At 72.0% G+C, this 13,195-nt stretch carries 11 protein-coding genes and 1 pseudogene; 6 read left to right on the top strand and 6 right to left on the bottom strand.

Annotated elements, in window-relative coordinates:
• Together OG570_RS07055 and OG570_RS07050 are read left to right on the top strand one after the other, a co-directional pair.
• A complete protein-coding gene (locus tag OG570_RS07055; protein ID WP_326956014.1) occupies positions 1 to 657 on the top strand; it encodes a hypothetical protein in 657 nt (218 codons plus the stop codon).
• Positions 658 to 3,999 carry an error-prone DNA polymerase gene (locus tag OG570_RS07050; RefSeq protein ID WP_326956013.1) on the top strand — a complete coding sequence of 1,114 codons (3,342 nt, stop codon included), beginning with the start codon at positions 658 to 660 and terminating at the stop codon, positions 3,997 to 3,999.
• A 1-nt stretch (position 4,000) separates the two neighbouring features.
• On the opposite strand, the gene OG570_RS07045 is transcribed toward OG570_RS07050, so the two are convergent.
• The 3 genes and pseudogenes from OG570_RS07045 to OG570_RS07035 all read right to left on the bottom strand — a co-directional run.
• Positions 4,001 to 4,723: a class I SAM-dependent methyltransferase gene (locus tag OG570_RS07045; RefSeq protein ID WP_326956012.1), complete on the bottom strand. Its 723-nt coding sequence runs from the start codon at positions 4,721 to 4,723 to the stop codon at positions 4,001 to 4,003.
• Between the two features lie 31 nt (positions 4,724 to 4,754).
• On the bottom strand, positions 4,755 to 5,183 hold the full coding sequence (locus OG570_RS07040) for an acyl-CoA thioesterase (RefSeq protein WP_326959915.1): 429 nt from the start codon (positions 5,181 to 5,183) through the stop codon (positions 4,755 to 4,757).
• Between the two features lie 117 nt (positions 5,184 to 5,300).
• Positions 5,301 to 5,978, bottom strand: a pseudogene (locus OG570_RS07035) (DUF6597 domain-containing transcriptional factor); the annotation flags it as partial.
• Between the two features lie 75 nt (positions 5,979 to 6,053).
• Between OG570_RS07035 and OG570_RS07030 the strand changes: the two are divergent.
• Positions 6,054 to 6,536: a VOC family protein gene (locus OG570_RS07030; RefSeq protein ID WP_326956011.1), complete on the top strand. Its 483-nt coding sequence runs from the start codon at positions 6,054 to 6,056 to the stop codon at positions 6,534 to 6,536.
• Between the two features lie 44 nt (positions 6,537 to 6,580).
• Positions 6,581 to 7,168 carry a pentapeptide repeat-containing protein gene (locus OG570_RS07025; RefSeq protein ID WP_247060710.1) on the top strand — a complete coding sequence of 196 codons (588 nt, stop codon included), beginning with the start codon at positions 6,581 to 6,583 and terminating at the stop codon, positions 7,166 to 7,168.
• Positions 7,169 to 7,220: 52 nt separating this feature from the next.
• Here the strand turns inward: OG570_RS07025 and OG570_RS07020 are convergent, their stop codons facing one another.
• Positions 7,221 to 10,067, bottom strand: coding sequence for a TNT domain-containing protein (locus tag OG570_RS07020; protein ID WP_326956010.1), 2,847 nt, complete (start codon positions 10,065 to 10,067; stop codon positions 7,221 to 7,223).
• Between the two features lie 188 nt (positions 10,068 to 10,255).
• On the opposite strand from OG570_RS07020, the gene OG570_RS07015 reads away from it, so the two are divergent.
• Positions 10,256 to 11,113: a bifunctional methylenetetrahydrofolate dehydrogenase/methenyltetrahydrofolate cyclohydrolase gene (locus OG570_RS07015; protein WP_326956009.1), complete on the top strand. Its 858-nt coding sequence runs from the start codon at positions 10,256 to 10,258 to the stop codon at positions 11,111 to 11,113.
• Entirely contained in the window at positions 11,110 to 11,433 is a 324-nt protein-coding gene (locus OG570_RS07010; RefSeq protein ID WP_442788251.1) for a DUF3017 domain-containing protein, read from the top strand. Before OG570_RS07015 ends, OG570_RS07010 begins: the two co-directional genes overlap by 4 nt.
• On the opposite strand, the gene OG570_RS07005 is transcribed toward OG570_RS07010, so the two are convergent.
• Together OG570_RS07005 and OG570_RS07000 are read right to left on the bottom strand one after the other, a co-directional pair.
• Entirely contained in the window at positions 11,430 to 12,611 is a 1,182-nt protein-coding gene (locus OG570_RS07005) for an MFS transporter (protein ID WP_326946104.1), read from the bottom strand. The genes OG570_RS07010 and OG570_RS07005 overlap by 4 nt on opposite strands.
• A gap of 195 nt (positions 12,612 to 12,806) precedes the next feature.
• Positions 12,807 to 13,130, bottom strand: coding sequence for an ArsR/SmtB family transcription factor (locus OG570_RS07000; protein WP_326946105.1), 324 nt, complete (start codon positions 13,128 to 13,130; stop codon positions 12,807 to 12,809).
• Positions 13,131 to 13,195: the final 65 nt, after the last annotated feature.

Below are 13,195 nucleotides of genomic sequence, written 5' to 3'. Positions count from 1 at the left end.
ATGGACGAGGACTACGCACGCCTGCTACGCGACTGGTTGCGCGCCGACCCGGGGACGCCGCGCCCCCGCCCGGACTCCGACGACGTGGCGATTCCGCTGCCCCGGCGCTCCGAGGAGAACCGCCGCCCCCGAGACGCAACGGACCGGACCGCGCCCGAAGTCCGAGAGGGCGACGAGCCGGGGAGCCGAGCTGAGGCGGAGGGCCGGACTGCGGCCGAAGACCACGGTCGCTCGGGGCGGGATCTGACTAGCCGGGCTGAAGCCGAAGGCCGAACTGGGGCGGCGTGGTCGCTGGATTCCGGCGGTCGCGGTGAGGTCGGAGATCGAAGCGGTCCGGGTCCGGAGCGGGAGGCGGAAAGCCGGAGTGCGGCGGAGGAGCGGAGCCGCTGGAACCATCCCTCCAACTGGCATCGCCGGAAAGCTGCGGAGCGTGCGGAGATCGGCGATCGCGTGGCCGAGCCCGAGGGGCCGAACTGGCCCCTGCTCGATCCCGACAACCACGCCGGACGGCCAAGCCGCTCGGATCGGCTCGATGAGCAGCGGCCCTGGCGGGAGCTGGACGACGCCATCGACCGAAGCCGCCGTGAAGAGCTTGATGCGGCTCGGGAACGCAACCGGAACAACGACAACGACGATCCCGAGGACCGGAGCCGTTAGATGGGGTGGAACAACCCGCCCGTCCCCTGGAAGGACCTCGCGAGGCGGCTGAACGGCGACCCCGGCGACCCTGGCGACCACAGTGCGCGCGGCGACCACGGCGACAGCCCCGCCTGGAGCCGGCACCGCGAGGGCTACCAGCGGCCGGACGACCTGCCCGGACGCAGCGCCGACGACGGCGGCGAGGCCGTCCGGGTGCCCTACGCCGAACTGCACTGTCATTCCAACTTCAGCTTTCTCGACGGTGCCAGCCACCCTGAAGAACTCGTCGAGGAGGCCGCCCGCCTCAACCTCGACGCCATCGCCCTCACCGATCACGACGGCATGTACGGCGTCGTGCGCTTTGCCGAAGCCGCGCGGGAACTCGGCGTGAACACCGTCTTCGGCACCGAACTCAGCTTTGGGCTCCGCGGCCCGCAGAACGGCGTCGCCGACCCCGAAGGTGAGCACCTCCTGCTGCTCGCCCGCGGTGATCAGGGGTACCGGGCCCTCTGCCGCGCCATCACCGCCGGGCAGCTGTCCGGGTTCGACGGTCGAAGCGTCAAGGCCGAGAAGGGCCGGCCCGTCTACGACCTCGACGCAGTCGCCGAGGAGGTCGCCGGGCAGTGTGTGGTGCTCACCGGCTGCCGCAAGGGTGCGGTGCGCTCGGCCCTCGTCGCGCACGGCCCGGCGGCCGCCGCGGAGAAGCTCGACGATCTCGCGAAAAGATTCGGCCGCGACAACGTCTACGTCGAGCTCACCGACCACCGCCAGCCGCTCGACAGCACGCACAACGATCTGCTGAGCGAAATGGCGAAAGAATTCGGGCTGCCGACCGTCGCCACCACCGCCGCGCACTACGCCCGGCCCGAGCGGGCCCGGCTGGCCGACGCGCTCGCCGCGATCCGGGCCCGGCGGGCGATCGACGACCTCGAAGGCTGGCTGCCCGCGGGTGGAGCGGCTTTCCTCCGCTCCGGCGCGGAGATGGACGTGATGTTCCGGCGTTATCCCGGCGCGGTACGGCGTTCGGCGTTGCTGGGCATCGAATGCGCGTTCCCGCTGAAGCTCCTCGCGCCCAAGCTGCCCCCGTTCGACGTCCCCGACGGCCACACCGAGACGACCTACCTGCGCGAACTCACGAAAGCGGGTGCGGAAGAACGCTTCGGCGGCAAGGACCACGAAACCAAAGCGAAAGCGCAGATCAAGCACGAACTCGCCATCATCGAAGAACTCGGTTTTCCCGGGTACTTCCTGATCGTCTGGGACATCGTGCGGTTCTGCCGCGAGAACGACATCCTCTGCCAGGGCCGGGGTTCGGCCGCGAACTCGGCCGTCTGTTACGCGCTCGGCATCACCAAGGTCGACTCCGTCGCCTACGAACTGCTCTTCGAACGCTTCCTCGCCCCGGACCGCGACGGCTACCCGGACATCGACCTCGACATCGAGTCCGACCGCCGCGAAGAGGCCATCCAATACGTCTTCGCGAAACACGGGCGGCTCAACACCGCGCAGGTCGCGAACGTCATCACCTACCGCGCCCGGTCCGCGGTCCGGGACGCCGCGCGGGCGCTCGGGTACTCGCCCGGCCAGCAGGACGCCTGGAGCAAGCAGATCGACCGCTGGGGCTCGTTGCGCGACACCGAAAAGGACCACGACCACGACATCCCGGACGAGGTCGTGCAGCTCGCGTTCGCGCTCGAGGACTTCCCACGTCACCTCGGCATCCACTCCGGCGGGATGGTCATGTGCCGGGAACCGGTCAGCCAGGTCGTGCCGGTCGAGTGGGCGCGGATGGCCGACCGCAGCGTGATCCAGTGGGAGAAGGAGGACTGCGCCGCCGCCGGCCTGGTCAAGTTCGACCTGCTCGGCCTGGGCATGCTCTCGGCGCTGCACTACATGCTCGACCTCGTCGAGGAGTACAAGGACGACAAGATCGACCTCGCCGAGCTGGACCTGACCGACCAGAAGGTCTACGAGATGCTGTGCCGCGCCGACGCGGTCGGCGTCTTCCAGGTCGAGAGCCGGGCGCAGCTCGCGACGCTGCCGCGTCTGAAGCCCGACGAGTTCTACGACCTCGCCGTCGAGGTGGCGTTGATCCGGCCCGGGCCGATCCAGGGCGGCTCGGTGCACCCGTACATCCGCCGCAAGCAGGGCAAGGAGACCTGGACCTACGACCACCCGCTGCTGGAGAAGGCGCTGCACAAGACCAAGGGCGTGCCGCTGTTCCAGGAGCAGATGATGCAGATCGCGCTGGACGTCGCGAACTTCACCGCGGCGGAGGCCGACCAGCTGCGGCACGCGATGGGCTCGAAACGCTCCGAGAGCAAGATGGACCGGCTGCGGCAGCGGTTCCTGGAAGGCGCGGCCGCGAACGGTGTCGAGGAAGAGCTCGCGAAGAAGATCTTCCTGAAGCTCAAGGCGTTCGCGAACTTCGGCTTCCCCGAGAGTCACGCGCTGAGCTTCGCGCACCTGGTGTTCTCCAGCGCCTACTTCAAGCTCTACCACCCGGACGCGTTCCTGGCGGGCCTGCTGCGCGCGCAGCCGATGGGCTTCTACTCACCGCAGTCGCTGGTCGCCGACGCGCGCCGCCACGGCGTCACCGTGCACGGCCCGGACATCAACCGCAGCCTGCCGCACGCCACTTTGGAGCCGGACAAGGGAAAACTGCACGCCGTGCGCACCGGGTTGAGCACGATTCGGCTGATCGGCGAGGAGCTGGCGAAGAAGATCGTGGCCGAACGGGAAACCGGCGGCTACACGGACATGGCCGACGTCGCCCGCCGCGTCCGGCTCACCACGCCGCAGATCGAGGCGCTGGCCACGGCGGGCGCGTTCGAGAGCTTCGGCGGCGACCGGCGGCAGGCGCTGTGGACGGCGGGCGCGGTCGCCGGCGAACGCGCGGAGAAGCTCCCGGGCCTGATCAGCGCGCAGGCTCCGACGTTGCCCGGGATGGACGGCCTCGACGTCGCGGCCGCGGACGTCTGGGCCACCGGGATCTCGCCGGGCAGCTACCCGACCGAGTTCATCCGCGACCGCCTCGACGCGCTCGGCGTCGTCCCGGCGGCCCGCCTGGCCGACCACGACGACGGCGCGCGCGTGCTGATCGGCGGCGCGGTCACCCACCGGCAGCGCCCGGCGACGGCGGGCGGGATCACCTTCCTGAACATCGAGGACGAGACGGGGATGGTCAACGTGATCTGCACGCTCGGCCTGTGGCAGCGCTACCACCGCGTCGCGCGCGGCAGCTCGGCGCTGCTGATCCGCGGCGTCGTCGAGAAGGCCGACGGCGTGATCAGCGTCCTCGCCGACCGCGTCGAGGCGCTGCCGATGCGGATCAAGGCGAAGTCGCGCGACTTCCAGTGACTCAGGCGCGGCGCACGATCGTGACGATCTCCGGGCTCGCGTCCGTCACCGGCGTGCGGTCCCAGTAGCCGTACTGCTCGTCGACGACCAGGCCGGCCTCCGCCACGAAGGCGGAAAGCGCCGGCACATCGAGGAAACGCAACGTGGACTCGCTGAACCGCGGCGCGTCCCAGCTCGGGCTTTCGAAGGTCGTCTTGAAGGTGACGCGGCCGTCCTCGAAGGGGCCGGCGTCGTTCCACGAACGCACCGTGCCCGCTTGCGACACGTTCTCCGGTGTCCACCGTTCCCAGGCGCGACGCGCGGGGTTGCGCGTGTCGAACCCGAAGCGGCCGGCCGGGGTCAGCGCGCGGTGGATCGCGGCGAACGCCGTCCGCAGCTCGTCGTCGGTCAGCAGCACCTGGAACGCGTGCCCGGTCATCACGGCGAAATCGAACTCGCTGTCCCAGCGTGCGGTCGACAAATCGCCGAGCACCCACTCGACGTCGTCACGACGGCGGGCTTGCGCGAGCATCCCGGGAGCCGGGTCGAGCCCGACCAGCCGGCCGGTGTGGCCGGACTCGCGCGCCCAGTGCAGCAGCGAGCCGGTGCCGCAGCCGACGTCCAGCACCGACTCCGCGGCCATGATCATCGGCAGGTAGAACTCGAAGTCGCCGGAGCTCTCCCGCGGGTTCAAGGCGTCGTACAGCGCGGCGAGGCCGGTGTCGGCGAAGGCGTGATCAGGCACGTCGTCACGGTAATGTCCGACGGAGAGGAACTCACCCGGTTTTCGGCGCCAGGCCGAGCAGTTCCGGCCGCGCGGCCAGCTCCCGCCAGTGCGAGCCGGGGTCCGCGACCAGCCGCCGCCGGTCCAGGTCCAGCAGGCCGGAGACGACCTCGACCTCGGCGACGAGCGTGCCGTCGGGCGCGCGGAACTCCTGCGTCACCCGCGACGTCTTCCCGGTGCCCCAGTGGAACGCGCAGCCGACCTCGACCTCGCCACCCCGGAGCTCACGGCGGAACCGCACGGTCGTCTCCAGGTTCACCGGGCCGATCCGGCGCGCGGTCAGCTCGGCCGGGTCGATCCCGGCGGCCTGGACGCACGTCCAGCGCGCGTGGTCGGCGTAGGCGAGGTAGGCCGGGCCGCGGACGTGGCGGTTGACGTCGAGGTCGTCAGCGCGCACCGCGATCGTGACGCGAAAGGTCATGCCCCGGATCTTCGCGGCGGGCGGCGGGCGGCGTCTGGAACTTTCGGCCACGCGCACGAGCGCGGCGGGGGAGGAGCCGGACAGCCGGCGGCAGTCGCGGCCGAGGTGCGACTGGTCGGCGTACCCGAGGTCGGCGGCGACGGCGGCCAGCGACGTCCGCCGGGCCGCGAGCGGTTCGAGCCGGCGCAGGAAGCGCTGGAACCGCCGGATCCGGTGCACCTGCTTCGGCCCGGCGCCGACCGCGTGCGCCAGGTCCCGCCGCAACGCGCGGTCGCTGACGCCCAGCTCGCCCGCGATGTCGATCGTCCGCGTCCCCGGCCCGCCGAGCGCGGCCAGCACGCGCCGGTCGGGTGTCACGCCGCGCGAGGCGACCAGATCTTCGAGGACTTCCCGCTGTGCCAAGGGATCCTCAGTGGCGGCCAGGACTTCCGAAGCGCGTCGAGCGATGGCGCCCCAGAGGTCGCTCAGCCGGGTCGCGCCCGCGGGCAGGTCCGCCATCGGCGTGCCGAGCACCGCGCCCGCGGCGCCGCACCGGAGCCGCACGCCGACGCGGGACGCCGAGGCCGGGACCCACAGCCGCAGCGACGCGCCGGCCGTGACGACCACCGTGAGCGCGTCGCCGTCCCAGACCAGGTCCGCGCAGCCGTCCGGGAGCACGCGCAGCGGCCGCGCCCAGCCGGTGCGCCCGTGCCAGCCGCAGGCCAGCACGCCCGCGAGCGCGGGCGGCGGCGCGACTTCGCGGTAGCTCGACCGCGTGCTCGCGGTGACCGCCAGCGGCCGCAGCGGAACTCCCATGACGCCAGTATGCAGCGGTCAGGATCCGTCCTAGTTCGCCGTTAGCTTCGGTCGCACACCCGAGATGGAGGCACCATGGTCAACCCCGTTCCCGACGGCTACACGACGGTCACCCCGTGGATCATCGGCCGCGACACCGCCGGCCTGCTCGACTTCCTGAAGCACGCCTTCGACGCCGAAGAGCTCGGGCGCGTCGTCGGCGAGGACGGGAAGATCGGACACGCGGAGGTCCGCATCGGCGACGCGGTCGTGATGGCCTTCGACGCCGCGGACGACTGGCCGGAGACCCCGGCGTACCTGCGCTTGTACGTCCCGGACAGCGAAGAGACGCAGCGGAAGGCCCTGGAAGCGGGCGCGACCGAGGTGACGCGGCAGACCGAGCTGTTCTTCGGCGACCGTGTCGGACGCGTGCGCGACCCGTTCGGCAACCTCTGGTGGATCCAGACCCGGCTGGAGAACCTCGACGAAGCCGAGATGATGCGCCGCGCTCAGCTGCCCGAGTACGTCGCGGCGATGAACTACGTCCAGGGCGCGGACCTGGTCAGCCGTCGTCCATAGTGGACGGTTGCGGCGCGGCCGCGGCGGTGTGACACCCTGGGGCCGTGCTGGAAACCGGTGAGGACTACCGCGAAGCGGGGTTGTCCGGCCAGTGGTGGGAAAAGCGCCGGTTCACCGGCTGCGACTTCACCGGGGCGGACCTGAGCGGGCTGCAGACCCGTGGCTGCACGTTCGACGACTGCGACTTCAGCCGGGCCGACCTGTCGCGCTCGCGGCACGAGGCGTCGGCGTTCCGCTCGTGCACGTTCGACCGGACGGTGCTCGTCGACAGCCGCTGGTCGTCGTGCTCGCTGCTGGGTTCGTCGTTCGGCGACAGCGGGTTCGGCGGGATCGCGCTCACCGAGTGCGACCTCTCGCTGGCGTCGCTGGCGAAGGCGCGGCTGCGCCGGCTCGGGCTGTCCGGGCTGCGGCTGCGCGAAGCCAACCTGATGGAGGCCGACCTCACCGGCGCCGACCTGCGCGGCAGCGACCTGACGGGCGCCCGCCTGCAGGGCGCGAAGCTCGACGGCGCGGACCTGCGCGGCGCGCGGCTCGACGCGAACGCCCTGGTGCAGGCCGATCTCCGGGGCGCGCAGGTCGACATGGAGACCGCCGTCTCCTTCGCCGCCGCGCACGGCCTGATCGTCCGCTAAGACAAACCGGCGGCGAGCACGAAGCTCGCCGCCGGTTTCAGTACACAGACTCTCAGTCGATCGGCGGTTCGCCCGGGTCGAGCTCGAGCAGGGCGCCGTCGGCGACCAGTTCCTCGATCGACGCCGGGAGCAGGTACGCCGACCCGCCGCCGGGCTGGTTGAACCACGGGATCGCGACGCCCGCGAGCGTCTCCAGCGGCCGCTGCACCCGGTACACGTGGTACGGCCGGTTGATCCACTCCGGCACCAGCGACCGCTCGGCGAACGGCGTGCCCGCCGCGTACGTCAGGTTGCCGTTCGGGCCGCCGAAGCGGTCCAGCTCGCTGCCCGCGGGCAGCTCGCGCAGCTCCTTGCCGCGGAACAGCGTCAGCGGCGGCTCCCCGGACATCGGCCCGATCGGCCACTGCTGATTACCGCCACCGCCGCCGCCGTTGACGGCCCCGCGGACCGGCTCCGGACGACCCGGGCCGGACGGGACCAGCGGGGCGCCCTGGGGCACCGGCGCCAGGACCGTCGGCGCGGCCTGCGGCGGCTCACGGCGCGGCGGGGCCGGGGCCAGGGGCGGCGGTCCGGCCTGCTGCTGCGCCAGCGGCGGCGGACCACCCGGGCCGGCGGCGACCGGCGCGGGCGGGCCGGGCTGACGCACCGGCGTCGGCGGCTCGTCGTCTTCGAGGTCGCCGAACAGCTCGTCGGCGCTGGTGAACGCCGTCTGCTCCTGCAGCGGCACCGGCTCGGGCTTGCGGACCGGGTACGAACCGGTCGCGATCTCCGGCGACAGCGTCGCCACGACCCGCTGCGGCGCGGGTTCCGGTTCGGGTTCCGGTTCGGGCTCCGGCGCGGGCGGCTCCTCGGCGACCACGTGGCCCTCCGGGTGGAGCAGCAGCTTGCCGAGCATGAACGCGGCCGCGTCCTCGGCGTCGCCGAACACCGCGGGGTTGCTGAGCTTGCCGTCGTACCAGCCGACGCGCCAGCCGTCGTCGACCTGCTCGACGCTCCAGCCGTGCTCGGCCGGCTCGCCCAGCTTGTAGCCGCTCTCCGGGACGTCCAGTTCGTTCAGTTTGGACTGCAGCCCGGCCAGCACCGGGTGGTCCGGCGTCTCGCGGCGCAGCGCGCGCCGGCCCGAGCGCGGGGCGGCGGGCTCGGCCTGAGCCGGCGCCTGGACGGCCGGCTGGGGTGCCGGCGGTTCCGGCACCGGCAGCACACCGGGCACCTCGGGCTGGGTGATCATGGTCGGCGGGCCGGGGTCGAACGCGGCCGCGTGCGCCGGCTCGTCCTCCCGCCGCGGCGGGCCGGGCTCGAACGCGGACCGCGCCGGCTCGTCGTCGTCGTGGGCGACGTGGTCGTCGAACCCGTCGTCGTCCCGCACCGGCGGCTGGAAGACGGTCCGCCCCGCGGCGTCCTGAGTGGGCTCGAAAGCGGCGTGCGCCGGTTCGTCGGCGGCCGGCTCCTCGTCGTGGCGGCCCTGCGGGAAGCCGTGCGGGTCGGCCGGCTCCGGCTGACCGGCGTCGAACGCGACGCCGTCGTGCGCCGGTTCTTCCTGCCCGATCGGCTGGTCGGGGACGTACTCCGCGGTCTCCTCGAGGTCCGGCACCCGGCCGGGCTCCGGCGTCGTGCCGTTCGTCCCGGCGGCGTGCCCGGCCGGCTCGTAGTGACCGTCCTCGGTGTACTGGTCGTCTTCGGCGAAGCGGTCGTCGAACTCCTGGTCGTCGTAGCCGTCTTCGGCGTACTCGGCCTCTTCGGTGTACTCCTGCTGCGGTGCGCCCGCGGCGGGGTACGCCTCGTCCTCGTAGTGCTCCTCGGCCGGGGCCTCGGGCTCCGCCGTGTGCGTCAGGAGCGGCGGCTCGACCTGCGCGGGCGGCTCCTGGTGCTGCTGCGGCGGCGCCACGGGCGGCACCGGCGGGGCCGGGGGAGCCTGCGCGGCCATGGCCGCCTGCGGCGGGCCCGCGGGGGCCTGCTGCTGCGGCGGCGGCCCCTGCTGTTGCTGCTGCGGCGGGGGCGGCCCCTGCGGCGGCGGCCCGGCGGGACGCTGCTGCGGGTTGCCCCGGGTCAGGTACGCCCCGGCGGCCTGCAGCGTCGGCTCGTCGACCGGCGGCAGCTTGAAGCCGACGGCGCGAACGTGCTCGACCAGGTCCGGCTCCGGCGAGACGCCGTACTTGCGCAGGTAGAAGTTGACGGCGGCGGGCCAGATCCACTGGCCGTCGCTGTGGAACGCGACCGGCACGGTCGCCTCGGGCGTCTGCGCCAGCCGGTCGATGTCGTACCCGCGCTCGGTGACGACCAGGGGGGCCCGGTCGAGGTACTCGAGCATCCGGTCCTGCTCGTCGACCTCGAGGTCGGGCCGGTTGATCACCGGGCGGCCTGCCGGGCCGATCGTGTCGAAGATCCGGGCGATCCGGAAGTGCGGCCCCGGCTGCTCCGGGCCGAGCCCGGACATCCGCCGGATCAGCCACTCGGGCACGTTCTCCTCAGTGCGGGGGAACATGCGCAGTTCGTCCGAATAGGCCTGTGGGGGCGGCGCGAGGTTCCACACGGGTTCGTCGCGGTTGTACTCGAGGTTGTAGCTGGACGGGTGGTCCAGCTGGTACCGCGCGTTGAACCAGGTACCCCGGCCGTCGCGGTACATCCCACCGCGCAACCGCCCGAAGAGGGTCGCGATGTCGTGGGTGGCGAGCCATTCGTGCACCGTGCCGTCCTCGGTGACGATCTCGCCGGTGAGCTCGTGGTACCTCCCGACGGCTCGGTACTCCGCGCTGACCTTGCGCCAGTCGCGGGGGGCGGCGCGCAGCAAAGCCAGCCCGATCTGCTTGACCAGGGTGTCCTGCTCCGTCGCGTTCAACTGCGTCGTCGGTTGTGCCACGGGGACATTTTGACTGTTCGCGCGCGCGAGTGCACCCCGCATGTGGGTTTTGCCGCTCGACGGGTCAGCCGCACACGCCCTGACCTCGCGTGATGCGACGTGCCATAGATCACAGGTTGGTCGCGGACAAGATCACGGAGGGCCGCTCCGGGAGTGGCGATGAGTTTACGGGCTGCGACCGCGTACGCCTGGAAGCGACGCGCGGGCGCCCCTTTGCCAGAATGGGCGTTGTGACGGCGAAGATTCTCGACGGCAAAGCCACCAAGAACGCCATTTTCGCGGAGCTCGAGCCGCGCGTCGCGGCGCTGGCCGCGCAGGGGGTGACGGTCGGCCTGGGCACCGTCCTGGTGGGAGACGACCCGGGGTCGCACTCGTACGTGCGGATGAAGCACGCCGACAGCGGCAAGATCGGCGTCAACTCGATCCGCCGCGACCTGCCGGCCGACATCACCCAGGAGAAGCTCGAGGCCGTCGTCGACGACCTCAACGCCGACCCGGCCTGTCACGGCTACATCGTCCAGCTGCCGCTGCCGAAGCACCTCGACGCCAACCGCGTCCTCGAGCGCATCGACCCGGAGAAGGACGCCGACGGCCTCGCCCCGGTCAGCCTCGGCCGGCTGGTGCTCGGCCAGCGCGGCGCCCTGCCGTGCACGCCGTACGGGATCATCGAGCTGCTCAGGCGCCACGGCGTCGAGCTGAACGGCGCGCGCGTCACCGTCGTCGGCCGCGGCATCACCGTCGGCCGCACGCTGGGCCTGCTGCTGACCCGCCGCAGCGAGAACGCCACCGTCACCTTGTGCCACACCGGCACCCGCGACCTCGCGGCCGAGGTCCGCCGCGCGGACATCGTGGTCGCCGCCGCCGGCGTGCCGGGGATCATCACGCCGGACATGGTCGCCCCGGGCGCCGCGGTGCTCGACGTCGGCGTGTCCCACGTGGACGGCAAGCTCACCGGCGATGTTCACCCGGACGTGGCCGAGGTCGCGGCCTGGATCTCGCCGAACCCCGGCGGTGTCGGCCCGATGACCCGGGCGATGCTGGTGAGCAACGTCGTCGAAGCGGCGGAGCGCTCGGCCCAGGCCCGATGACCATGACCGACGACCGGCGGGACCAGCGGGACCGCCGGCCACGGCAGGCGCGGTTCAGCCAGCTGCCGTTCGCGGCGGTCCTGGTGGTCGTGGCGGTCGCCGCCCTGCGGATCTTCCAGTACCACTGGCGCGAGGGCGCGGCGCTGATCGGCGCCGCGCTCCTCGTCGCCGCGGTGCTGCGGGCGGTGCTGTCGACGGAGAAGGCCGGGCTGCTGGCGATCCGCGGCAAGGTCGTCGACATCGTCACCTACGTGGGCTTGGCCGCCTTGATCCTGTTCGTGGCGCTGACGATCATCGGCGGCCCGCTCAGCTCCTCTTAGGACGCCATCGCGAGTTCGCGACGCTCGGCTTTGGCCTCGCGACGGTCCAATGTGCCCGAGACGATGGCCAGCGACAGGCCGAAGACGGCCAGCAGCGCGCCGACCCAGTTTGGTGCCACGAGGCCGAGGCCTCCCGCGATGACCAGGCCGCCGAGGTAGGCCCCGATCGAGTTGGCGATGTTGAACGCCGACTGGACCGCCGCCGAGACCAGCGACGGCGTGCCGCCGGCCTTCTCCATGATCCGGGCCTGCATCATCGGGCCGATCATGAACCCGGCGACGCCGACGAAGAAGATCGTGATCGCGGCGCCGACCTTGCCCTGCGCGGTGATGGTGAAGATGCCCAGGACGCAGGCCAGCGCGAGCAGCGCGGCGTACAGGCCCGGCATCAGGGCCTTGTCGGCCAGCCGGCCGCCGAGCAGGTTGCCGATCGTCATGCCGACGCCGGCCAGGGACAGCAGCAGCGTGACGTTCGACGGCGAGTAGCCGGCGACGTCGGTCAGCATCGGCGTGATGTAGCTCAGGCAGGCGAACACGCCGCCCAGCCCGAACGTGACGATCGCCAGCGCCAGGTGCACCTGCGGCCGCTTGAACGCGCTGAGCTCGGTGCGCAGCGACGCTTCGGCGGGCTTGCCCTGGTGCGGCACCAGCTTGGCGATGGCGGCCGCGGCGACCAGGCCGATCACGGCGACGACGCCGAAGGTGGCGCGCCAGCCGACCTGCTGGCCGAGCAGCGTGCCCAGCGGCACGCCGATGACGTTCGCCAGGGTCAGCCCGAGGAACATCATCGAGACGGCCTTGGCGCGCTGGCCGGGGCCGACGAGGCCGGACGCGACGACCGCGCCGGCGCCGAAGAACGCGCCGTGGGGCAGCCCGGCGAGGAACCGGAACGCGACGCCGAACTCCTGGTTCGGCGAGAGCGCGAAGAGGGCGTTGCCCAGCGTGAACAGGCCCATCATGGCCAGCAGCATGGTCTTGCGCGGCAATCGGACGGCGGCTGCCGTGAGCAGCGGGGCGCCGACGACGACGCCGAGGGCGTATCCGGAGATGAGGTAGCCGGCGGTCGGGATGTCGACGCCGAAGTCGGCGGCCGTCTGGGGCAGCACGCCCATCATGACGAACTCGGTGGTCCCGATGCCGAAGGCTCCGATGGCGAGCGCGAGCAGCGCGACGGGCACGGCACTCCTTCCAAGGTGAGAAATCGATTACCCGGACGATCTTGGATCAACGTCTGGATCGGTTCAGTCCGGGGGCAAAAAGGAAGACAGCTACCCGGCACCGACGCCGTGAGCTGCCCTGCGGACAGTCCAACCGACGAGGGGGGTCGTTGTCATCCCGATATCGGGTGACGATCCACACCTGGGGCGCGCGGGTCAGCGAGGCGCCGCGAGCACGCCGTCGAGCAGGCCCGGGAACAGGGCGTCAAGATCCTTGCGGCGCAACGAGTTGAACCGGGTCGTGCCTTCCTGGCGGCTGGCGACGACGCCGGCCTGACGCAGGATGCCCAGGTGGTGCGTGAGTGTGGACTTCGTCACCGAGACGGCCAGCGCGCCGCACGAGACCTCGCGCTCCGACGCCGCGAGCTGCCGGACGATCGCCAGGCGCACGGGATCGGCGAGCGCGCGGAGCGTGCCCTCGACGGTCATCTCGTCCTGCCCGGGGTGGACGAGCGGCGACAGCGTGACGGACTTGGCCATGGGTCCATAGTACGACGCCGGTCGAAATTGTCGCCACCGCGTAGTACGGTAGCCATCGAACTACG

It is taken from the genome of Amycolatopsis sp. NBC_01286, assembly GCF_035982555.1.
Taxonomy (GTDB): Bacteria; Actinomycetota; Actinomycetes; order Mycobacteriales; family Pseudonocardiaceae; genus Amycolatopsis.
Note: the sequence above shows the minus strand (reverse complement) of the source record. Positions and strands in the feature narration are given on the sequence as shown.

Coding starts and splice junctions, on each gene's coding strand:
- OG570_RS07055 (WP_326956014.1), top strand. CDS start 1: ATGGACGAGGACTACGCACGCCTGCTACGCGACTGGTTGCGCGCCGAC.
- OG570_RS07050 (WP_326956013.1), top strand. CDS start 658: ATGGGGTGGAACAACCCGCCCGTCCCCTGGAAGGACCTCGCGAGGCGG.
- OG570_RS07040 (WP_326959915.1), bottom strand. CDS start 5,183: ATGACCTTTCGCGTCACGATCGCGGTGCGCGCTGACGACCTCGACGTC.
- OG570_RS07030 (WP_326956011.1), top strand. CDS start 6,054: ATGGTCAACCCCGTTCCCGACGGCTACACGACGGTCACCCCGTGGATC.
- OG570_RS07020 (WP_326956010.1), bottom strand. CDS start 10,067: ATGCGGGGTGCACTCGCGCGCGCGAACAGTCAAAATGTCCCCGTGGCA.
- OG570_RS07010 (WP_442788251.1), top strand. CDS start 11,110: ATGACCATGACCGACGACCGGCGGGACCAGCGGGACCGCCGGCCACGG.
- OG570_RS07000 (WP_326946105.1), bottom strand. CDS start 13,130: ATGGCCAAGTCCGTCACGCTGTCGCCGCTCGTCCACCCCGGGCAGGAC.